The 21,991-nt window shown below is 62.5% G+C and carries 21 protein-coding genes; 11 read left to right on the forward strand and 10 right to left on the reverse strand.

Going from position 1 to position 21,991, the window contains the following annotated elements; genetic code table 11:
* The 5 genes from J2858_RS16995 (at position 1) to J2858_RS17015 (ending at position 4,936) form a co-directional block, all read left to right on the forward strand.
* Positions 1-1,137 carry a mandelate racemase/muconate lactonizing enzyme family protein gene (locus J2858_RS16995; RefSeq protein ID WP_210106002.1) on the forward strand — a complete coding sequence of 379 codons (1,137 nt, stop codon included), beginning with the start codon at positions 1-3 and terminating at the stop codon, positions 1,135-1,137.
* Positions 1,137-2,018 carry an amidohydrolase family protein gene (locus J2858_RS17000; protein WP_210106003.1) on the forward strand — a complete coding sequence of 294 codons (882 nt, stop codon included), beginning with the start codon at positions 1,137-1,139 and terminating at the stop codon, positions 2,016-2,018. The genes J2858_RS16995 and J2858_RS17000 overlap by 1 nt, the downstream gene beginning before the upstream one ends.
* Before the next feature lie 51 nt (positions 2,019-2,069).
* The gene (locus tag J2858_RS17005) at positions 2,070-3,047 is read left to right on the forward strand and encodes a TRAP transporter substrate-binding protein (RefSeq protein WP_210106004.1); all 978 of its coding nucleotides are present in this window, start codon (positions 2,070-2,072) and stop codon (positions 3,045-3,047) included.
* An 87-nt stretch (positions 3,048-3,134) separates the two neighbouring features.
* A complete protein-coding gene (locus tag J2858_RS17010; RefSeq protein WP_210106005.1) occupies positions 3,135-3,656 on the forward strand; it encodes a TRAP transporter small permease in 522 nt (173 codons plus the stop codon).
* Positions 3,656-4,936 carry a TRAP transporter large permease gene (locus J2858_RS17015; RefSeq protein ID WP_210106006.1) on the forward strand — a complete coding sequence of 427 codons (1,281 nt, stop codon included), beginning with the start codon at positions 3,656-3,658 and terminating at the stop codon, positions 4,934-4,936. Before J2858_RS17010 ends, J2858_RS17015 begins: the two co-directional genes overlap by 1 nt.
* A gap of 87 nt (positions 4,937-5,023) precedes the next feature.
* Here the strand turns inward: J2858_RS17015 and J2858_RS17020 are convergent, their stop codons facing one another.
* The 4 genes from J2858_RS17020 to J2858_RS17035 form a co-directional block, all read right to left on the reverse strand.
* A complete protein-coding gene (locus J2858_RS17020; RefSeq protein WP_210106007.1) occupies positions 5,024-7,195 on the reverse strand; it encodes a TonB-dependent siderophore receptor in 2,172 nt (723 codons plus the stop codon).
* A gap of 160 nt (positions 7,196-7,355) precedes the next feature.
* The gene (locus J2858_RS17025) at positions 7,356-8,237 is read right to left on the reverse strand and encodes a helix-turn-helix domain-containing protein (protein WP_210106008.1); all 882 of its coding nucleotides are present in this window, start codon (positions 8,235-8,237) and stop codon (positions 7,356-7,358) included.
* 163 nt (positions 8,238-8,400) lie between these two features.
* A complete protein-coding gene (locus J2858_RS17030) occupies positions 8,401-8,829 on the reverse strand; it encodes an RbsD/FucU family protein (RefSeq protein WP_210106009.1) in 429 nt (142 codons plus the stop codon).
* A gap of 1 nt (position 8,830) precedes the next feature.
* A complete protein-coding gene (locus J2858_RS17035; RefSeq protein WP_210106010.1) occupies positions 8,831-10,057 on the reverse strand; it encodes an ROK family transcriptional regulator in 1,227 nt (408 codons plus the stop codon).
* 207 nt (positions 10,058-10,264) lie between these two features.
* On the opposite strand from J2858_RS17035, the gene J2858_RS17040 reads away from it, so the two are divergent.
* The 5 genes from J2858_RS17040 (at position 10,265) to J2858_RS17060 (ending at position 14,746) form a co-directional block, all read left to right on the forward strand.
* On the forward strand, positions 10,265-11,290 hold the full coding sequence (locus tag J2858_RS17040) for a sugar ABC transporter substrate-binding protein (protein ID WP_210106011.1): 1,026 nt from the start codon (positions 10,265-10,267) through the stop codon (positions 11,288-11,290).
* A gap of 195 nt (positions 11,291-11,485) precedes the next feature.
* On the forward strand, positions 11,486-12,571 hold the full coding sequence (locus J2858_RS17045) for an ABC transporter permease (protein WP_210106012.1): 1,086 nt from the start codon (positions 11,486-11,488) through the stop codon (positions 12,569-12,571).
* Positions 12,571-13,347: an ATP-binding cassette domain-containing protein gene (locus tag J2858_RS17050; protein ID WP_210106013.1), complete on the forward strand. Its 777-nt coding sequence runs from the start codon at positions 12,571-12,573 to the stop codon at positions 13,345-13,347. The genes J2858_RS17045 and J2858_RS17050 overlap by 1 nt, the downstream gene beginning before the upstream one ends.
* A 417-nt stretch (positions 13,348-13,764) precedes the next feature.
* Positions 13,765-13,971 (forward strand): hypothetical protein, encoded by a 207-nt coding sequence (locus tag J2858_RS17055; RefSeq protein WP_210106014.1) that lies wholly within the window; start codon positions 13,765-13,767, stop codon positions 13,969-13,971.
* Between the two features lie 184 nt (positions 13,972-14,155).
* On the forward strand, positions 14,156-14,746 hold the full coding sequence (locus J2858_RS17060; protein ID WP_245366382.1) for an invasion associated locus B family protein: 591 nt from the start codon (positions 14,156-14,158) through the stop codon (positions 14,744-14,746).
* 5 nt (positions 14,747-14,751) lie between these two features.
* Here J2858_RS17060 and kduD read toward each other — a convergent pair whose 3' ends face one another.
* The 5 genes from kduD to J2858_RS17085 form a co-directional block, all read right to left on the reverse strand.
* Positions 14,752-15,504, reverse strand: coding sequence for a 2-dehydro-3-deoxy-D-gluconate 5-dehydrogenase KduD (gene kduD, locus J2858_RS17065; RefSeq protein WP_210106015.1), 753 nt, complete (start codon positions 15,502-15,504; stop codon positions 14,752-14,754).
* A gap of 10 nt (positions 15,505-15,514) precedes the next feature.
* Positions 15,515-16,363 (reverse strand): 5-dehydro-4-deoxy-D-glucuronate isomerase, encoded by an 849-nt coding sequence (gene kduI, locus J2858_RS17070; RefSeq protein ID WP_210106016.1) that lies wholly within the window; start codon positions 16,361-16,363, stop codon positions 15,515-15,517.
* Positions 16,364-16,389: 26 nt separating this feature from the next.
* Positions 16,390-17,061 carry a GntR family transcriptional regulator gene (locus J2858_RS17075; RefSeq protein ID WP_210106017.1) on the reverse strand — a complete coding sequence of 224 codons (672 nt, stop codon included), beginning with the start codon at positions 17,059-17,061 and terminating at the stop codon, positions 16,390-16,392.
* A gap of 90 nt (positions 17,062-17,151) precedes the next feature.
* Positions 17,152-18,135, reverse strand: a complete 984-nt coding sequence (locus J2858_RS17080; protein WP_210106018.1) for an alpha/beta hydrolase family protein — start codon at positions 18,133-18,135, stop codon at positions 17,152-17,154.
* A gap of 100 nt (positions 18,136-18,235) precedes the next feature.
* Positions 18,236-19,135, reverse strand: coding sequence for a helix-turn-helix domain-containing protein (locus tag J2858_RS17085; RefSeq protein ID WP_210106019.1), 900 nt, complete (start codon positions 19,133-19,135; stop codon positions 18,236-18,238).
* A gap of 353 nt (positions 19,136-19,488) precedes the next feature.
* On the opposite strand from J2858_RS17085, the gene J2858_RS17090 reads away from it, so the two are divergent.
* Positions 19,489-20,940 carry an aldehyde dehydrogenase gene (locus J2858_RS17090; RefSeq protein ID WP_210106020.1) on the forward strand — a complete coding sequence of 484 codons (1,452 nt, stop codon included), beginning with the start codon at positions 19,489-19,491 and terminating at the stop codon, positions 20,938-20,940.
* A gap of 108 nt (positions 20,941-21,048) precedes the next feature.
* Here J2858_RS17090 and J2858_RS17095 read toward each other — a convergent pair whose 3' ends face one another.
* Complete coding sequence (locus J2858_RS17095) at positions 21,049-21,990, reverse strand: hydrogen peroxide-inducible genes activator (RefSeq protein WP_210106021.1); 942 nt, start codon at positions 21,988-21,990, stop codon at positions 21,049-21,051.
* Between the last annotated feature and the right edge of the window lies 1 nt (position 21,991).

Below are 21,991 nucleotides of genomic sequence, written 5' to 3' on the forward strand. Positions count from 1 at the left end.
ATGAAAATCGTCGCGGTTCGCACACATCTTCTGGAACACAGGCTCGATGTCGCCTTTGAAAGCGCGTCCATGCGCTTTGACCGGCGTGCGCATGTTCTGGTGGAAATCGAATGCGCCGACGGAACGACCGGCTGGGGCGAATGCCTCGGGCCGGCGCGTCCGAACGCTGCCGTTGTGGCGGCCTATGCCAACTGGCTGATCGGCGAAAACCCGCTCGAAACCGAAAAGATCTGCGCGCGGCTTTATAATGCCCTGCGCGACCAGGGCCAGCGCGGCCTCACCGTGACCGCCCTTTCCGGCATCGACATGGCGCTGTGGGATATCAAGGGCAAGCATTTTGGCGCGCCGATTTCCATCCTGCTTGGCGGTCGCTTTCGCGAAAGCGTCAAGGCCTATGCCACAGGCAGCTTCAAGCGGGATGGCGTCGACCGCGTCGAGGACAATGCGCGCGATGTGGCGCGCTACTGGTCGGAAGGCTTTCACGCCACCAAGATCAAGATCGGCTTTGGCGTCGAAGAGGATCTGCGCGTGGTGCGCGCCGCCCGCGAAGCGGTGGGTTCCGACATGCGCATCATGGTCGATGCCAATCACGGCTATGATGCGGTGGAGGCCATTCGCTTCGGCCAGGCGGCTGCCGAACTCAACCTCGACTGGTTCGAGGAACCGGTGGTGCCGGAACAGCTGGCCGCCTATCGCGAAGTGCGCGCCCGCCAGCCGATCCCGGTTGCCGGCGGCGAAACCTGGCACACGCGCTGGGGCATGAAAGAGCCGGTGGAGACACGCTGCGTCGATATCCTGCAGCCGGATCTGGCCGGTGTCGGGGGCTTTACCGAAGCCAAGCGCGTGGCGGATCTGGCGGCACTTCATGGCGTGCGCGTCGTGCCGCATGTCTGGGGAACGGCGGTACACATTGCCGCTGCCCTGCAGTTCATGGCGGCCATGGTGCCAAGCCCGGTGCGCGTCAACCCGATCGAGCCCATCCTGGAATTCGACCGCACCGACAACCCGTTCCGGCAGGCGATCGTGAAGACGCCGATCGAGCATGTGAACGGCGTGGTGACCATTCCAGATGGCCCCGGCCTCGGCATCGAGATCAACCGCGCGGCGCTCGCCGAGTTCAAGATGGGAGACGCCTGATGCTGGTGCGCCCGCTGTCTGGACGAGAACCGGCCATCTCCCTGCCGCGGGGCAGCGTCGACGCGCAAATGCACATGTATCTGCCTGGCTATCCGGCGCTGCCGGGCGGCCCGGGGCTTCCCGCCGGCGATCTGCCGACGCCTGCGCAGTATCGCCAGCTGATGGCCTGGCTCGGCATCGACCGCGTCATCATCACGCAGGGCAATGCCCAGCAACGTGATAATTCAAATATCATCGCCTGCCTTGCCGAAATGGGTGACGTGGCCCGCGGCGTTGCAGCCGTCGGCGCCGGTGTTTCCGATGCGGAGCTGGACCAGTTGCAACAGGCCGGCGTCGTCGGCCTTCGCATCATGGACCTGCCGGGTGGCGCAACCGATCTTTCCGCCCTTGAAACGCTGGATGCCAAAGCATATGCCCGCGGCCTGATGCTCGCCATCCAGTTCGACGGCAGCAAGATCCTGGAGCACGAAACGCGCCTGGCGGCGCTCAAGTCCCGCTGGGTCTTCGACCATCACGGCAAGTTTTTCGCCGGCGTGACGCCGGACAGCCCGCAGGTGGCCGTCACACAGCGGCTGATCGATGCCGGAAATTGCTGGTTCAAGTTTGCCGGCGTCTATGAAAGTTCAAAGAGCGGCGGCCCTGCCTATGAAGACGTGGCAGCCATTGCCCGGCTGCTTGCCGCCCATGCGCCGGAGCGCATCGTCTGGGGCACCAACTGGCCGCACAACCTGGCGCGCGAGCAGAAGGATTATCCCGACGACGCCGAGCTGCTGGAGACCGTTCTGAGCTGGCTACCCGACGAGGCGGCGCTTCAGCGCGCCCTTGTCGACAACCCGGAGGAGTTGTTCGCCCTTCCCGCATTCCGGGAGGCGACTGCATAAAGACTGCCGCCGGAGCAGGAGGCTCGGGCGTTTCACCAAGCGGAGGATAACATGAAACTGACGAAGATCCTGGGGCTTGCCCTCGGCCTTGCCTTCAGCACTACCCTTGCTGCCCAGGCGCAGGAAATCAGCCTGCGTTCCGCCGACATCCACCCCGACGGTTATCCGACGGTCGAGGCGGTCAAATTCATGGGGCAGCTGATTTCCGAGCGCACCAATGGCCGCATCAAGGTGCAGGTCATGCCAAGCGCCGTACTCGGCTCCGAAAAGGATACGATCGAACAGACCCGCTTCGGCGTCATCGATCTCAACCGCGTCAATGCGGCCCCCTTCAACAACCTCGTCAAGGAAACCGTCGTTCTGGGCATGCCCTTCCTGTTCCGCTCGACGGAACACATGCACAAGACGGTCGACGGTCCGATCGGCGACGAAATCCTTGCCGCCTTCGAACAGCACGGCTTGATCGGCCTGACCTATTACGATTCCGGCGCGCGCTCCTTCTACACCACCAAAAAGCCGATCGGAAAGCTTGCCGACCTCAAGGGCATGAAGATCCGCGTCCAGCAATCCGACCTCTGGATCGCCATGATGCAGGCCTTTGGTGCCAACCCGACGCCGATGCCCATGGGCGAAGTTTATTCCTCGCTGGAAACCGGCGTGGTCGATGGCGCTGAAAACAACTGGCCGTCTTACGAATCGGCGCGTCACTTCGAAGTGGCCAAGAACTACACGCTGACGGAACACTCGCTGAATCCGGAAATCCTCGTGATGTCCAAGATCAGCTGGGACAAGCTGAAGCCGGAAGACCAGAAGATCGTTCGCCAAGCCGCCAAGGAATCCACCGTCAAGATGCGCGAACTGTGGACGGCACGTGAAAAGACGTCCGAAGAGAAGGTGCGGGCTGCCGGCGTCAACGTCATCAAGGTGGACAAGTCGGAGTTTTCTGCCGCCATGAAGCCGGTCTACGACAAGTTTGTCACCGACGAAAAGCTGAAGGGCCTGCTCGAGCGCATCCAGGCCGTGCACTAGCAGAAATCGGGGCCGGCAGGGAAAAACCTGCCGGCCCTTTTTCATGCACGCCTGTCCACGGGACAGGCCGAGAAGGATCCGCGGGACATGAGAAAACTGATGCAGGCCATTCGGCCAAGCCTGACGGCGCTGAGCCGTTCATCCCTCTATATCGCCGGCGCCGGCATCATTGCCATGACGGTGATCGTCGGCTGGCAGGTGTTTGCCCGCTATGTGCTCAATGATTCGCCGAGCTGGTCGGAGCCGCTGTCACTCTACCTGATGTCCTGGTTCATCATGCTGGGCGCTGCCGTCGGCGTGCGCGAAAGCGTGCATCTGGGGCTCGATATCCTGCGCTACTCCATGCCCGTCTCCGTGCAGAAGACCATGGATCTCGTCAGCCTCGGCCTGGTGACCCTGTTCGGCATCGCCATGGCCTATTACGGCGTCCTGCTGGCAAAAGGCACCTGGACGGCCACCATTCCGGTTCTCGGCTGGCCGGGCGGCGTAGACTTTTTCCCGCTGATCGTCGGTGGCGCGATGATTGCGCTGTTTGCCGCCGAGCGTTTCATCGACGTGGCGCTGGGCGAAGAAATCGCGGCCCATGCCGACGTGGCGGAGGTTGTCTGATGGCCTATACGATCCTGTTCGGTTCCTTCACCATCCTGATGCTGATCGGCATGCCGATCGCGTTCTGCCTTGGCATCGCTTCGGTCGCCACGATCCTTTACATGGGCCTGCCGCCCATCGTCGTCTTCCAGCAGCTGAATTCCGGCATGAACGTGTTTGCCATGATGGCCATCCCGTTCTTCATCTTTGCCGGCGACCTCATGGTGCGCGGCGGCATTGCCGCCCGTCTCATCCGCTTTGCAGCCGGCATTGTCGGGCATCTGCGCGGCGGGCTCGGCCAGGTCAACATCGTCGCCTCCACGCTCTTCGGCGGCATTTCGGGCTCGGCCGTCGCCGATGCCTCGGCTGTCGGCGGCCTGATGATCCCGCAGATGGCAGCCCGCGGCTATGACCGTGGCTACGCCGTCAACGTCACGGTCAATGCCGCGATCATCGCCCTGATGATCCCGCCCTCGCACAACATGATCCTCTATTCGATCGCAGCCGGCGGCAATGTCTCGGTCGCCGATCTCTTCACCGCCGGCATCATTCCCGGCATCCTGCTTGCGGCAGCGCTGATGATCACGGCCTATGTCGTTGCCGTGCGCCGGGGTTATCCCTCAGAACCGTTCCCCGGCTTTTCCAAGGTCGCCTATTATCTCGTCTCGGCCTTTCCGGGCATTCTTCTCATCGCCATCATCTTCGGCGGCGTTCGCTCGGGCGTGTTCACGGCAACGGAAAGCTCGTGCATCGCCGTTCTCTATGCCTTCCTCGTCGCCATGCTGGTCTATCGCGAACTCGACTGGCACGGTTTTGTCGAGGCGGTGATGGGAGCGGTGCGCACCACCGCGATGGTGCTGCTCGTCATCGGCACCGCGGCCGCCTTTGCCTGGCTGATGGCGTTCCTGCAGGTGCAGCAGCTGATGATCGGCGCCATCGGGGCGATTTCCGACAATCCGATCATCGTGCTGCTTGTCATCAACGTAATCCTGCTTCTTCTCGGCACCTTCATGGACATGGCGCCAATGGTGATCATCTCGACACCAGTGCTGCTGCCGGTGGTCAAGGCCTTCGGCGTCGATCCCGTGCATTTCGGCGTGGTGATGATCCTGAACGCCGGCATCGGCCTCAATACCCCGCCGGTCGGCACCGTCCTCTTCGTCGGCTGCGCGGTGGGGGGCATCAGTATTCGCGAGGCCATGCGCACGATCTGGCCCTTCTTCGGCGCCAGCATCGCCGTGCTGATGCTCGTCACCTACATCCCGGCGCTCTCGCTCTGGCTGCCAAGCCTGTTCCGTTAAGCATTACCAGACCGCATCAACAGCAAGGCCGGCGGATCGCTCCGCCGGCCTTGTTCTATTTCGGACATGTCGGGAGGTTTTTACGACCTACCAGCTCTTGCTGAGCTTGACGGTCACCGTGCGCGCGTCGCCATAGCCGCAGGTGGCAGCGCCGGCGCAGCCGCTGACATAGACCTTGTCGAACAGGTTGGCGACGTTGATCGAGCCTTCCCAGCCATTCTTCTTGTAGCGCAGTGCTGCGTCGAAGACGGTGGCATCCGGCACCTTCAGCGTATTTTCCCGGTCCGCCCAGCTTTCACCGCGATAGCGGACACCACCGCCGATGCTCAAGCCCTCAAGCGCCGGCACCGGCACTGCGTAATCCAGCCACAGCGAGGCCTGCACGTCAGGCACCAGATAGGGGCTCTTGCCGACATAGGCGGCTACAATATCCTTCTTCACCTCGAGATCGGTATAGGTGAAGGAGCCGAGCAGCTTCCAGTTGTCATTGAGGTTCACCTTGCCTTCCAGCTCCACACCGCGCGACTGCACCTCGCCAATCTGGCTGGAGAGGAAGGTGCCCGGGTCCGTCACCACCACATTGCGCTTGGTGAGATCGAACAGCGAGGCCGTGAACAGGCCGTCGATAAAGTGCGGCTCGTATTTGACGCCGACTTCGTACTGCTCTCCCTCTTCCGGCTTGTTGTCCGGTGTGCTGCTGACGGCGATCACCGGGTTGAAGAAGCTCGCCACGCTGACATAGGGCGTCAGCCCGTTGTCGAACTCGTAGGCGAGACCGGCGCGACCGCTGGCGGCGCTCTTGCTGTAGCTGTAGGTGAAGTCCTGCGTCGGCGCCCAGTAGGTCGGGCCGTTGTCGGTGGTGGTTTCCACGTGGTCGTAGCGGCCGTTCAGCGTCACCAGCCATCCGCCGCCGAAGCGGATCTGATCCTGCGCATAGATGCCGACCTGCTTCTGGGTGATCAGCTGGTTGCTGTAGGAATTGTTGGCCAGCTGCGGCAGGCCATAGACCGGATCGGTGGCGCTGATCGGATTGATCGTGGTCGCGGCCTGGTCGTTGGACAGCTGGTAATATTTGTAATCGAGGCCGAACAGCAGGCCGTGCTCCAGCGGCCCGGTGTCGACCGTGCCCTCCAGGCGGTTATCGATTAGGAAGGTATTCACCTTGGAGGTCTGCTCAAAGCCGATACGGTTCAGCTGCAGGCTGCTGATATCATACCAGCCATAGAGATAGGGCGCGTTCTCGTGCTTGTAGAGATGGCCGTAACGGGCGTTCTGCGAGACCTTCCAGCCGCTGTCGAATTCGTGCTCGACCTCATAGCCGACCATTTCCTGGTTATAGACGCCGGTGTCGACATCAGGTTCGCCGTAAAATGCATCGCGCTTGATCTTGCCGAAGCCGGCTACGGATTCGACGGTACCGTAATAGGGAAAGAATCCGCCGCCCACATGCAGCTCATCGAGGGCTGCGAACGAGCCCCAGACGGTCAGCTTGGTGGCCTCGTCAGGGGAAATCGTCAGCTGCGGCATTACGAAGCCGCGCAGGTCGTGCGAGAAATCCGAATAATTGTCGCCGCCAGCAATCTTGCCGGTCAGACGATAGGTCATGGTCTCGCTGGAGCCGAGTTTGTCGGAGAGATCGAAGCCGAAGAAGGCATTGCCATTGGAATTGATGCCGGTCTCGGTCTCGTAGAGCGGTTCATCGGTCGGCCGCTTGCGCACGAGGTTGACCATGCCGCCGGCATTGGCGCCTCCATAGAGGACCGAGGCCGGCCCCTTCAGCACCTCGATGCGCTCCAGCATGTAAGGGTCGGTCTGAAAGCCGCCGAAACCATAGGCATAGAGATTGAGACCGTCGTAGAACACGCCGGTCTGCGTGGCATCGAAGCCGCGGATATAGACCCAGTCCGTATCGGCATCAGCACCGAAGGGCGCCGACAGCACGCCCGCCGTATAGGCCAGCGCCTCGTCCACCTTGTTGGTGATGCCGCGATCGTTCAATTCGTCGCGTCCGACGACGGAGACCGACTGGGGAATGGCGGAAATATCACCGGCGGTCTTCGCACCGGTCGCGGATTTTTTCGCCACGTAACCCTGAACCGGGCCGTTGGCCCCAGTCCCCTCCGCCGACTGGCCCTGCACCAGCACCGGGTCCAGCTCGATTGCCGGCTCGGCCAGCGCCGGCATGGCGGCGAAGAGGCTGCCTGCCGCAATCCCGGCCAGCAGCGTGGCGTAACCGTGCCTGTTCCTCGTTGTCATCATTGTCGCGCGCGCCCCCACGTCTCGTTCCGGGGTCCGACAACCCCACTTGATAAGATGAGCGCGTAACTCAAATTATAGACCGATGCTTGCCTGCAGGACGAAAAATTGAACATTCTTGGGCAAACATCGCCGGCACGTCCGGCAGAGCCCCCGCAGCCCGTCAACTGTGTGCTTTTCGCCACTTCGCCGGCGTGGTGCCGAGATACTGGCGGAAGACGCGCGTGAAATGCGCCTGATCGGCAAAACCGATTTCCACCGCAACCGCATTGAGGGGAAGATCCTTTTCCGCAAGCATCGCCTTGGCGCGCGCCAGCCGCTCGCGCATCTGCCACTGGTGCGGTGCGAGCCCGGTGGATGCCTTGAAGGAATGGGAAAACTGCGAGGCGGAAAGGCCTGTCAGATCCGCCAGTTCATCGAGCCGCACCGTGCGCAGGCAATGGGCGTCGAGATAATCGGTGGCGCGCCGCAGCTGCCAGGGAGCCAATGCGCTGCGCTTGCGCCGCTCCACCTTATCGAGGTTCAGCACCGCAATGATCAGCGAGAGCGCCAGCCCATCGCCATAGAGATCATGCAGCGGCTGCGGATTGAGGCATTCGGCGGCGATCAGCCGCGCAAGGCTCATGGCGCGCTCATCGAAGAACAGCAGCTTCGGATCATCCAGCCGGCGCGGGTCGAGATCATCCGTCAGCCGGCGGCAGATGGTTTCGGCATCGAAGTGAATGTCGAGGTGGCGAAGGGTGCGGATGCCGGTGAAATCCACCCACAGATCCATGCCGGCCGGCACGTAGGAGATCGGCGAGCTTTGCGGGTTCTGCAACTCGCCCTTCCGGCCCTTACCGCTGCGCACCACTGGCCGACCCGTGCCCTGCAGATCGAGCAGGATGAAGAGGCGGGGATCGGAGGCGACATAATGGCCGCCGGCATAAGGCGCGCACTCCACATCCCATACATCGGCGACCAGCCCGTTCCAGACGCGACGGGCAACGCCCTTGCCGAGCGAAAAGCCCTCGATCGTGTTGGACATCCGGGGTTGGAAGGTCATGGGCGGCGGCTGAAAAGTTGAGTGTTATACTCCCCTATCAGACTTCCGCCGCACTGGCAATTTCACGGGAAGCCAAGGCGCCATCGTCAGAGCCCGGGCTTGTCCGCTTGCATCTTGGGGGCGCTGCTGCCGGTCCGCCAGTGCAGCAGCGCCTCCCCGGCCCTCATGGATAGATGACGCCCTTGCGCAGGATGACATTGGCATAAAGGCGCGGCTCGCTGGTCTGCACCACCGTATGCGCCGCCTTCACCCGCGGATAAAAATCAGGCCCGAGGAGCGGCACCACCGGCTGCTTCGGCTCATGCCGCTTGCAGCAGGCAATGAGTTCCTGATGGACCGGGTCGAGTGCATCGCGATCCTTGCCGACCGTCGAGCGGAAGATTGCTTCGGACACGAAATCATCGATCGGCAGAACGGAGAGAACGGCATCGAGAACGGCAATCAGCCCATGGCCATCCAGACGGACCAGCCGCTTTGCATGCTCCAGTCCCGGATAGTTTCCGTCAACGATGGCAATCTCATCGCCGTGACCCATGGCCCGAAGCGTCGCCAGAAGATCGGGGCTGAGGATCGGATTGATGCCTTTCAGCATGTTAGGAAAGCTCCTTGAACAATATGCTTTGATCGGTGAGGTAACGGGCAAAGATCGGCAGGCTTGCACCGCCAATGGCGCGCGCCTGCGCGCCGACTGCGCCTTCGATGATATCGGGAATGATGACGCCCTGCAGATCGAGCCTTGCGACGGCTGCCACCGTGGCCTTGACGATGCGGGCGCGCACCCAGGGCGGAAAGCCGCCATCGATGACGGCCGCTCCGAAATCGATGACGGAGGCGGCCGCGACGATGGCCTGCGCCAGCGCATCGGCCGTATCGCGGATCCAGATGTCGAGCGGCTCGCCGAAGTCGATCCATTCATCGGCCGAATACCACAGCGGCTGCGGATCGATACCGCGCTCCAGCAGCAGTTTTTCGAGGACGAAGATCGAGGCAATGTCGAGAAGCTGGCGGTTTTCGCCCTGCCCGCCGCGCACCGGCAATGGCCCGAGCGCCCCGGCCGTGCCGCTGCGGCCGGAGAATACCTCGGAATTCAGCACGATACCGCCTCCGATGAAGGAGCCGATGAAGAAATAGACGAAATCCGGATAGGACGGGCCGACGCCGAAGACGAGTTCTGCACCGCAGGCGCTGGTGGCATCGTTCTGCAGATAGACAGGATGACGGATCTTTGCGGAAGCCTGCGCATGCAGGTCGAACTGGCGCCAGGCGTCCATGGCACCCGGCGGGGCGCCGACTTCCTCGGCCCAGTTCCACAATTCGAAGGGGGCTGCGATGCCGACGCCGGCAATCTGCGCCCGCTCGGCCTCGCTCATCTGCGCCTCGATACTGTCGATGCCGGTGAGGATGATGGACATGATTTCATCGGGGCGCGGATAGGCATAGATCTGGCGCACGCGTCGGCGGATCTTGCCGACGAAATCCATGAGCACGACGTCGGCGCTGCGCCGGCCGATCTTGACGCCGAAGGAAAAGACCGCATCCGGGTTGAGCCGCATCGGGATGGACGGCTGGCCGACCCTGCCGCGTACAGGATCCCCACGCAGAAGCAGGCCTTCCTTTTCGAGCGCCCGCATGATGACCGACACGGTCTGCGCCGAAAGGCCCGTGCGACGGGTAATGTCTGCCTTCGACATGGAGCCGTGCAGACGCACGAGCGACAGCACGAGCCGCTCATTGTGGGCACGCACGCGTACCTGATTGGATCCCCCCGCAAACGGAACGGACGGTGGCGATCCCGGAGGCTGATATTCATGATTTGTCATGGCTACCCCTCCCTAAGGTACCCAGTCTCCTCGCACAAGAAAGTAGCAGCGCGAATTAATAAATCAATCGGAATTAATTATTGACAGGCACATCGGGTTTTGATCTTAATGCGGCTGTGAAGGCACGGGCGACTTGGAGGAGGCGTCTGGTCACTCGATCTGGTCCGTTGCCTGGCCATCAGCGCTTACACTCTGGGAGGAGCCCCAATGAAAAAGAGCATCATTACCGCCGCTTTCGCAACGCTTGCCATGGGCGTCGTCTTCGCCGCTCCGGCATCGGCTGCCGGCGTTTCGGCCTGCCTGATCACCAAGACGGATACCAACCCCTTCTTCGTCAAGATGAAGGAAGGTGCCACAGCCAAGGCCAAGGAACTCGGCGTGACGCTGAAGTCCTATGCCGGCAAGATCGACGGTGATTCCGAAAGCCAGGTCGCAGCGATCGAAACCTGCATTGCAGACGGCGCAAAGGGCATTCTGCTGACCGCCTCCGATACCGCCGGCATCGTTCCTGCCGTCAAGCAGGCCCGTGACGCCGGCGTTCTCGTCATCGCCCTCGACACGCCCCTCGACCCGATCACCGCAGCCGACGCAACCTTTGCCACCGACAACCTGCTCGCCGGCAAGCTGATCGGCCAGTGGGCCGCCGCAACGCTCGGCGCCAAGGCAAAGGATGCCAAGGTTGCCTTCCTTGACCTGACGCCGGCCCAGCCGTCCGTCGACGTCATGCGCGACCAGGGCTTCATGATCGGCTTCGGCATCGACCCCAAGGATCCGAACAAGATCGGCGATGAAAGCGACCCGCGCATCGTGGGCCATGACATCACCAACGGCAATGAAGAAGGCGGCCGCACGGCCATGGAAAACCTTCTCCAGAAGAACCCCAACATCAACGTGGTGCACACCATCAACGAACCGGCCGCTGCCGGCGCCTATGAAGCGCTGAAGGCTGTCGGCAAGCAGAAGGACGTGCTGATCGTCTCCGTCGACGGTGGCTGCCCGGGCGTCAAGAACGTCAAGGAAGGCATCATCGGTGCGACATCGCAGCAGTATCCGCTGCTGATGGCAGCCCTCGGCATCGAAGCCATCAAGAAGTTCGCCGACAGCGGTGAAAAGCCGAAGCCGACCGCCGGCAAGAACTTCTTCGACACCGGCGTTTCGCTCGTGACCGACAAGCCGGCCACCGGCGTTCCTTCGATCGACACCAAGGAAGGCACGGCCAAGTGCTGGGGTTGATCCTGAACCACTCTTGATTGCCAAAGAGGAAGGGCGGCGACAGGCCGCCCTTCTGACAAGCCGCCAACCGCGCAAACGCGGCCCGGTCGCTTCGCTGACGATTGAAAGTATCCATTTCATCGCCGACATGCCGCAGGATGTCATTCCTCCGGTCGGCCCTCGCATCCTCGGGAGAGGCAATAGGGAGGAAAATCAATGAGCGAGCCACAAGCCGCCAGCAAGAAACCCCATCTCGAATACGAAACCGTATTGTCCGGAAGCGCCACGCAGGTTGCGCAGTTCGACGGCAACGACAAGACGCCGCTGCAGAAGTTCCAGCACTTCCTGCATTCCAGCCCGGCCGCCGTGCCGCTGATCGTTCTTCTTCTGTCGGTGGCGGTCTTCGGTTCGATCCTCGGCTCGAAATTCTTTTCGGCCTTCACCCTGACGCTCATCCTGCAGCAGGTGGCCATTACCGGCATTATCGGGGCCGCCCAGACGCTGATCATCCTGACCGCCGGCATCGACCTGTCGGTCGGCGCCATCATGGTGCTGTCGTCGGTGATCATGGGCCAGTTTGCCGTCAACTACGGCATCCCGACGCCGCTTGCGATCCTGGCCGGCTTTGCCACGGGCGCGATCTGCGGCTTCATCAACGGCGTTCTGGTGGCGCGGGTGAAACTGCCGCCCTTCATCGTCACGCTCGGCATGTGGCAGATCGTCCTGGCCACCAACTTCCTCTATTCCGCCAACGAGACGATCCGCTCGCAGGACCTCGAAGCCAAGGCGCCGCTCCTGCAGTTTTTCGGCCAGAACCTGCGCCTCGGCGGCGCCGTGTTCACCTATGGCGTGCTCGCGCTCGTCGTGTTGGTTGCCATTCTCTGGTATGTGCTGAACCGCACCGCCTGGGGCCGGCATCTTTATGCCGTGGGTGACGATCCGGATGCAGCAGAGCTTGCCGGCGTCAACGTCAAGAAGATGCTGGTCTCCGTCTACACGCTGTCCGGCCTCATCTGTGCGCTTGGCGGCTGGGCGCTGATCGGCCGCATCGGCTCCGTTTCGCCCACCGCTGGCCAGTTCGCCAACATAGAATCCATCACGGCCGTGGTCATCGGGGGCCTCTCCCTGTTCGGCGGACGCGGCTCGATCATGGGCATGCTGTTCGGCGCTCTCATCGTCGGCGTCTTTGCGCTTGGCCTTCGCCTCATCGGCACCGACCCGCAGTGGACCTATCTCATGATCGGCGTGCTGATCATTGCAGCTGTCGCCATCGACCAGTGGATCAGAAAGGTAGCAGGCTAATGGCTCTCGAACCCATTCTTTCGGCCCGTGGCCTCGTCAAGCGCTACGGCAAGGTAACGGCCCTCGACCGGGCGGATTTCGACCTCTATCCCGGCGAAATCCTGGCGGTCATCGGCGACAACGGCGCGGGCAAATCCTCGCTGATCAAGGCGATTTCCGGTGCCATCCATCCCGATGACGGCGAAATCACGCTTGAGGGCAAGACGGTCAACTTCCGCTCGCCGATCGAGGCGCGCAAGTCCGGCATCGAGACCGTCTACCAGAACCTGGCACTCTCGCCGGCGCTCTCGATCGCCGACAACATGTTTCTCGGGCGCGAGATCCGCAAGCCTGGCATCATGGGCAGCGTCTTCCGCTCGCTCGATCGCCCGGCCATGGAAAAGTTCGCCCGCGAAAAGCTCTCCGAACTCGGCCTGATGACCATCCAGAACATCAACCAGGCGGTGGAAACGCTGTCCGGCGGCCAGCGTCAGGGCGTCGCCGTGGCGCGCGCGGCGGCCTTCGGCTCGAAAGTCATTATCCTTGATGAACCGACGGCCGCACTCGGCGTGAAGGAAAGCCGGCGCGTGCTGGAACTGATCCTCGACGTGCGCTCGCGCGGCATTCCGATCGTGCTCATTTCGCACAACATGCCGCATGTCTTTGAAGTGGCGGACCGGATTCACATCCACCGCCTCGGCCGTCGCCTCACCGTCATCGATCCGAAGGATTACACGATGTCGGATGCGGTCGCCTTCATGACCGGAGCAAAGTCTCCGGAACAGCTGGCCGCCTGATAGCGCGCCGCCAGCCAATTGGGCCGCCCCGGTTGACGGACCGGGGCGGCCTTTTCGCATCCGGCAGACGGGTGCTCGAGCACTATCCCTGCAGGTGCAATCCCTTGCATAGTCGTCGCCGCAGCTGTCCCTGCACACACCACCATCGATAAGATTGTAACAAAGTAACGACATGGCCAAAACGACTGTATCGCCCAAAGGACTAAACCTTCAGAAGGAAAATTATAAAGATAGTTATTGTCATGTTTTCGAGGCTTGCCGTCGAAATTATGACTAAATCGTTACTCTATACAATATCTCATCGTTGATTAAATCGGATTGCGAGCGTTTCCATCTCCATGCCATATACTGGTCGTGAACTATACACGGGGCCGCCATGACAACCGCGGCGTGAATGGCATTGCGGAGGGAAAAGGCATGTCCAACACAGTCATCGAGCTTTATGGCGCGGTTCGGCGTGATCCGTTGACGATGTCGCAGCTTGCCAGCGCCCCGGACCTGCCGACCTTCATGTCGATGTTCATCCAGGAAGGTTCCCGCCGCGGCTTCGACCTGACCGAGGAAATGATCGAGCAGGTGGTTGGCCAGATCGCCCGGCGACCGCGCGCCGTCAACGACAACTGAGGGCCTCCAGGACCCTTATTGATCACAGCATGGCCTTCCGAACGGGCATGACTTCAGACGGCCAGGGAAAATTCCGTTTTCCGCATCCCCGGCGGCTTTCAGGGACTTGAAGCAGGCCTTCGGGCATGCGAACGGCAACCGCAATATCCGTGCGCCTTTTCGGCGTTCCAAGCTGCGGGCCGTCATGATGACATTCTTCAGAACGCTTTTGTCCGGGCGCCAGGCGCTCTCCCGCCTCCTGCGCCAGCATCTGTTGCTCGTGTGCCTGATATCTATGGCGCTGCTGGTAAGCCTTGCAGCACCGGGCGGGGCCATAGCTGCCGAATTGCCCGGTGGCGTTCCCTTTCTCCTTGAAAATTTTGACGACTGGGTTGTCGCCTGCCGCGCGCAGAACGGCGTGACCGGCTGCGTGGTTCGCCAGGTTCAGACCAAGGGAGACAAAAGCCAGCAGATGCTGACGGCGGAACTGCGCAATGTCGGCCGGGGCCGTTTGGATGGCGCCCTGCTGGTGCCTTTCGGCCTTGCACTGTCGCGCGGCGTGACGGTCACGGTGGATGAGGCAGCCCAGGCAACGCAGTTCGAGTTTTCAACCTGCCTTCCCGGCGGCTGCCTCGTTCCGGTCAAGTTCGATGCGCATGCGGTCGAGACGATAAAATCGGGCACGGCCCTTCGGCTTGCCGCGACCAATCTTGCTACCGGCGACGCCGTTGCGATGCGGATTTCCCTCAAGGGGCTCTCGGCAGCGCTGTCGCGCGCTGCCGAGCTTGCGCCCTAGCGGCGTCAGCGCGCCATCCAGCCGCCATCGACGGCCAGGACCTGGCCGGTCACATAGCCACTGGCAGGCGAAGTCAGGAACAGCACGGCCGTATCGAGATCCGACGGGTTGCCCCAGCGGCCGACGGGGATACGCTCGAGGATCGAGCGACTGCGGTCCGGATCGTTGCGCAGGGCCTCGGTATTGTCGGTTTCCATGTAGCCTGGCGCTATGGCGTTGACGGTAATGCCCTTCGCCGCCAGTTCGTTCGCCATCAGCTTGGTGAGGCCTGCCACCGCATGCTTGCTCGATGTGTAGGAGGCCACCCGGATGCCGCCCTGGAAGGACAGAAGCGAAGCGATGTTGACGATGCGCCCTGCAATCCCCTTGTCCAGCATGTGACGCACCACCGCCTGCGACAGCAGGAAGGTGCTTTTCAGGTTGATGTTCATCACATCATCCCAGTCCTGTTCGGAAAAGGCGGTGAAATCGGCGCGGCGGATCTGCCCGGCATTGTTGACGAGAATATCGATATTCCGCTGCGCGGTCAGTGCCGTCACCACATCGTCAAGGCCTGAAGGATCGGCAAGATCGTGGACGACCTCCTCGAAGCGACGCCCCAGCGCCTCCACCTTCTGCTGCGTCTCCGGCATCGGGCGCGAGCCGAGCGCCACGATATCGGCGCCGGCCCGCGCGAGCGCCAGCGCAAGTCCCTGGCCAAGGCCGGTGCGCGCGCCGGTGACCAGCGCACGCTTTCCGGAAAGATCAAACAGGTTCATGGCATAGCCCTCACTTCAGGTCCTTCATCGGCACGAAATCCATGTCGGTGAAGGACTGGTTGTCACCCGCCATGCTCCAGATGAAGGCGTAAGATGCCGTGCCGGACCCGCAATGGATCGACCATGGCGGCGACAGAACCGCCTGCTCGTTGCGGATGATCAGATGGCCGGTCGCCTGCGGGCGGCCCATCAGGTGCACGACAAAAGCCTCTTCCGGAATTTCGAAATAGACATAGGCTTCCATGCGCCGGTCATGCAGGTGGGCCGGCATGGTGTTCCACACGCTGCCGGGCTCCAGACGCGTGAGGCCCATCAGCAGCTGGCAGGTGGGCAGGACCTTGGGGTGGATATACTGGTAGAGCTTGCGCTTGTTGCAGGTGGCCTGGTCGCCGAGATTGTTCTCGATCGCATCGGTCTTTGCGATGACGCGCGAGGGAAAGGCCGCATGGGCCGGCACGCTGTTGACGTAGAATTTGGCCGGCGCTGCGGCATCGACGCTTTCGAAGGAGATCTCGCGCACGCCCATGCCGAGATAGAGGCCGTCCTGGAAATCCAGCTCATAGACCGTGCCATCGGCAATTACCCGACCCTTGGCCCCGATATTGATGAGGCCGAGTTCTCGACGCTCCAGAAGGTAATCCGTTCCCACGGTCTTGGCGATCTCGGCACCGAAGGAGAGGGGTGCTGCCGTCGGCATGACGCCGGCAATCAGCATACGGTCATAATGGGTATAGGCAGCATTGACCGCGCCTGCGGCGAACAGGGTCTCGATCATGAAATTGTCGCGCAGCTGCGCACCCGTCATGGCTTCGGACTGGGTGTAATGCACCGCATGGCGGGTTTCTATCGTCGTGGTCATCTGTGTCTCCTACTCCCTGGTATTGCTTATTCGAAAAGGTCCGGATGCTCCGCCTCAAGCCGTGGCAGGTCGTGCAGCAGTTCGGACAGGTGGGTGGTCATGGCGGCACGGGCCGCGGCCTCATCGCGCTGATCGATGGCCGCAACGATGGCGCGGTGCTCGTCGATGAGCTTGGAAAGCGTGTCGGGTGCATGCAGCGACAGGCAACAGGCCCGGTCGATATGGGCCTTCAGGTCTTCCACCACCGCCCAGGCCATGGGAAGCCCGGCGCCCTCTGCGAGCGTCTTGTGGAAGAGGTCGTCATAGCGGCGAAATTCGGCGCGGTTGCCACCCTCTGCGGCGCGCGCCTGCTCCTTCAGGCAATCGTCCAGCCGCTGGCGAGCGTGAAAATGGAAGGCATTGCAGGCCGCCTTGACGATCGCGGTCTCGATGGTTTCCCGCAGGAACGCCGCCTGCATCAGTTTGGCGACAGAAATCCTGGCGACCACGGCGCCGCGTTGCGGCAGGATTTCGACAAGCCGGCTTTTGGCCAATGCAATCAAGGCCTCGCGGCCCGGTTGACGGGAGGAACCATAGCGTTCGCCGATTTCCTGCTCGGAAATCCGCGCGCCGGGCTGCAGCACGAGCGTGAGAATATCGCCGCGCAATTGCCGCTCCACCTTGTGCGCCATGCTTTCCGAAGCCGATTTGACCGTCATGCCTGAACCCGTACCAGCGTTGCATCCACTTCCATACAATAGCATACGGGCGAGCACAAGCGAGGCCGCAGCTTGATGAGGAGAAGCGGGTCAGAGGGAGTCGTGATCGATCAGGGCGTGAAGAAAGGCATCGGGCACAGCACCATCGCGCAGAAAGGAAAGCGCCAGCGGCCAGAGCGTTGCCCGAAAGCGGTCATGGAAGAAGGCGAAATGACCGATCTCCGTATGACCGATATCGCTCGGCGCAAGATGCAGGTGCCGGCGCTTGGCGGCATCAAAGTAGGCGAGCAACCGGCGCACCGCCGGCACGGTGCCATGGGGATCGTCCGTGAGGCTGATTGCAAGGATCGATGCCGTCACCTGCCGCAATCTCTGGCGCAGCACCTGCGGATCGCGCCCCGTGCCGCCTTTGCCGGAGCGGCAGACGGTGTCTTCGAAGTGAGCCCCCATGCGGCTCCAGTTGCGCACGACGCCTTGCGGCGTGTCCTCCATCCACCCCAGCCTCTTGGCCGGAAAATAACCGAACAAGGCGGTGAGAAGCGGCATGACCACGTGCCATTTCCACAGCATGCGGCGCCTCTTTGCCGGTGCATAGTCGCGCCAGTAGGCATATTGAGCCCCGACGGTGACGATGCGGCGCAGACGGTGGCTTGAGGGCGCAAGGCCGATGGCAAGGCCACCGATGGAATGGGCAACGACATCCACCGGACGTCCTGGGAATCGCAGGGCCAGAAAGGCAAGCGCCGCCTCCACGTCCTTTTCGCCCCAATCCACCCAATCTGCGTCAAGGCCCCGCATCCGCTGCGGCCGAGACTGGTCGATCCCGCGATAATCGAACGTCAGAACGTCGAAGCCATGGTCGAAGAGATAGCTGGCAAAGCGCGAATAATAGCGGCAGCGCACGGAGGTGGCGCAGGCGATGAGGACGACGGACCGGTCCGGCCGCGTCTCGCCAGTCTGCCAGAGAAAGCCGGCAAGGCAGTAGCCATCGGCAGCTTCAAAGCGAACCGGAATGCCTGCCTGCACACCAACAGCCTCTACCCCGGCACCGCCCTTCGCTTCGATCGTCTGCAAATCCCACCCGCCGAAGATGTCATTCTGTCACCTCTTAGGTATCAAGGTAGAGAAGCGCAGATGCAAGGCCAAGTTGAGCGAAAGTCTAAGAGGCTTCTCGTCAGGGCCAGGCGGCATAGCTTGTATCGGTCGCCAGCCGCTTCTGCCTTGGCCCGGCGCGATGGGTGCGCGGCGAAACGCCCGCGACACGCTTGAAGAAGCGACTGAAATAGGCGGCATCCGTGAAGCCGAGCGCATCGGCGATTTCTGCGATCTGGAGAGAAGACCCCTCGAGCAGGATGACCGCCTCCGCGACAAGGCGTCCGTGGATGAAATCCAGCGGCGTCCGGCCCGTGGCACGTTTGATGGCCGTATTCAGCCTGTCGGGCGTCACCCCGAGCGCAACGGCATAATCCGGCACCGTCCAGTGATCGCGCACATGCAGATCGACAAGCTGGACAAAGCTCCGGACGATCACGCGCGGCGAGGGCTTGGGCGCGTCACCAACGGGGGCCGCCAGGCGCCAGAGAGCAATCAGCAGCAATGACAGGTGATGGCGGATGACCTCTTCGCCACCCGGCAGGGCGCCTGAAATTTCCTCCGCAATGAGCCGCACCGTGGCGAGGATCTGGCGCGAAGCGGCAAGGCTCAGACGCTGGCCAAGGATCGGCCGAGAAATCGTATCGCGCACCTGCGCAAACACGGCACCGGCCGGCATGGCGGCACCCAGGGTCTGGTCGGGTATGGCCAGCATTCCCCCATCGGCCCCGGCCTCCAGCGCAAGCGTGGCACTTTCGCCCGCTGGAAGCCAGATGATGAGCGGTGCCGCCAGCGGCTGGCGTCGGCGCGCGGTCACGAGATCCCCCGTCCCGGATGACAACACGAACAGACGGCTGCGGCTCCCCCGCAAGGTCCATTCGTTACGCGACAGCGAGCCGCCGAACAGTTGCGCATCGGTGGCGGAGGGTGGCTGTGGGTGTAAAATGGCACCCCCTCCCGAATTCTTGATCGTCTCCGGCATGAATGGATGACCTCCCGCGTGAAAAGTACAAGTTTCTCCTCTAATTGTCTATTTGGTGTCGGATCGCCTCGCGCTACTGTCAGCCTGCCAAGAAGCGGACGCACAGGAGGAGATGTGAGGCCGCGCCTTTTGAGAGGCGACCGATCAAGGGTTGGCAAGGGAGGTTCGTCAGCACCGCTACCATACCAGGACAGGGCAGAATGCCTGATGGCAGGACCGCCGTGGCGAATGCATCGCCGGCGCCGTGCGTCTGGTGATCGTGCCTCTGGCGACAGGGTCCGGCAGAATCGTCCGATGGCGGGGATGGCGGCGAGAACGCGAAACAATTTTGGGAAGAGAAAGGGAAGAACACCATGACCATTCTGGGTTTCAAGATCAATAATGCCGAAGTCGAGGCGATTGACGGGCGCAGCTTCAAGCGCCTGAACCCGATTTCCGGCGACGTGGCGACAGAAGTTTCGGCAGCCTCCGTGGAAGATGCGCGCGCAGCCGCCAATGCGGCGGCGAAGGCCTTTCCCGCCTGGTCTGCCACCAACCCGGCCACCCGTCGCAAGGTGCTGATGGCCGCGGCCGACCGACTGCAGGAAAAGGCGCCGCAATTCGTGGTGGCCATGGCAGCCGAAACCGGCGCAACGGCCGGCTGGTCAATGTTCAACGTGATGCTGGCCGCCGACATGCTGCGCGAAGCCGCCTCCATGACCACGCAGATCGGCGGCGAAGTCATTCCGTCCAACCGTCCGGGCACGCTTGCCATGGCGGTGCGCCAGCCGGCGGGCGTCATCCTGTCGATGGCGCCGTGGAATGCGCCGGTCATCCTCGGTGTCCGCTCGCTCGCGCTGCCGCTTGCCTGCGGCAATACCGTGGTGCTGAAGACTTCTGAGATCTGCCCGCGCACCCATCGCCTGATCGTCGATGCCCTGCATGAGGCCGGCCTGCCGGAGGGCGTGTTGAACGCCATTTCGAACGCGCCCGAAGATGCCGGCGAGATCGTCGAGGCGCTGATTGCGCATCCGGCCGTGCGCCGCGTCAACTTCACCGGCTCCACCCGCGTCGGCCGCATCATTGCCGAAGTGGCCGGACGCCACCTGAAGCCGGCGCTGCTCGAACTCGGCGGCAAGGCGCCTTTCGTCGTGCTCGACGATGCCGATCTGGATGAGGCCGTCGCCGCCGCGGCCTTCGGCGCCTACATGAACCAGGGCCAGATCTGCATGTCCACCGAACGCGTCATCGTCGACGACAAGATCGCCGACCAGTTCGTCGCCGCGCTTTCGGCCAAGGTCGCCACCCTGAAAGCCGGCGATCCGGGCAAGGGCGAAACCCCGCTCGGCTCCGTGGTCGATGCCCATGCCGCCCAGCGCCTCGACATGCTGGTGCGCGATGCCGTGTCGAAGGGTGCCGTGCTTGCCGCCGGCGGCACGTTCAATGGCACAATCGTCGATGCCATCCTGCTCGACCGCGTGACCCCTGCCATGCGCATCTATGGCGAGGAAAGCTTTGGGCCGGTGGCAAGCATCGTGCGCGTCGGTTCGGTGGATGAGGCCGTACGCGTGGCAAACGACACCGAATACGGCCTCTCGGCCGCCGTCTTCGGCAAGGATGTCAACCGCGCCATGGCGGTTGCCCGCCGGATCGAATCGGGCATTTGCCACATCAATGGCCCGACCGTTCACGATGAGGCACAGATGCCGTTCGGCGGCACCAAAGCCTCCGGTTATGGCCGTTTCGGCGGCAAGGCCGGCATCAACGAGTTCACGGAACTCCGCTGGCTGACGATCCAGGACGGCCACCTGCACTACCCGATCTGATCAGCCTTGACCTTCACCCTTGCGCGATCCCCACCACGCAAGGGTGGGCTGGGCAGAAGGGTCGGGATCAACGGAAGGAGCCGGGTTGTCCCAGCAATCCGGCTCTTTTCATACAGGCGTTCTGGTCGCTTCTACTCCAACCGGCAGATGCGCGCCGACAACGGCGGATGCAAGCGCCGTCAGTTGGCGGAAATGCGCGGCGCGCGCGCTGGTGCGGCGCCAGAAGAAGCCGATCTCACGCCGGGCCGGCCAATCTTCGATCGAAAGCAGCGCGATATTGGCGCCCCGTGCAAATTCCGAGCGCACGTACAACTCGGGAAACAGCGACAGCCCCATCTCGATCGACACCATCTGGCGCAGTGCATCCAGACTGGTGCCTTCATAATCTTCGAGCATGATCGCGCCCGAAAGAGCCGCCAGTTCCCGCACATTCTCCAGAAGCCGGTGACCGCGGCCAAGCGTCAACAATTGTTCTCCCTTCAGATCCTTCAGTCTCACCGAAGTGCGATCCGCCAGGCGATGATTGCGCGCCACACCGAGAAAGATCTGTTCGACACAGATCCCCTCGAAGGCAAATGCTGCCTCGTCCTGTGGCCGCTGGCCAAGGGCGCAATCGATGGCACCGCTGCGCACCTGCTCTTCCAGAAGAGCCGGCCGGTCTTCGCGCACATGCAGGCGAAGTGCGGGATAGCGCCCGTGCAGGCTCGGCAGAAAGGACGGCAGGAAATAAGGCCCGAAGGTCGGCACCACGCCAAGCCGGATAAGAGAGCCCAGATTGTCACGTCCGGCCGAGGCAAGCGTGACGATGTCATCCAGCGTGGCCAGCACCGATTTGGCGGCCGCCGCCACCTCCAGCCCGATGGCAGAGAGCACGATGGCCCCGGGTGTGCGCTCGACGAGACTGACACCCAACTGCTTTTCCAGAAGCGCGATCTGCACCGACAGCGTCGGCTGGGTGACATGGCAAAGCTCGGCTGCTCGGCCGAAGTGGCGGCAGGTGTCGAGGGCGACCAGATATTCGAGCTGGCGATGGGTGGGTCGGAAAGCCATG

The sequence above is a fragment of the Neorhizobium galegae genome (assembly GCF_017877135.1).
Lineage (GTDB): Bacteria > Pseudomonadota > Alphaproteobacteria > Rhizobiales > Rhizobiaceae > Neorhizobium > Neorhizobium galegae_A.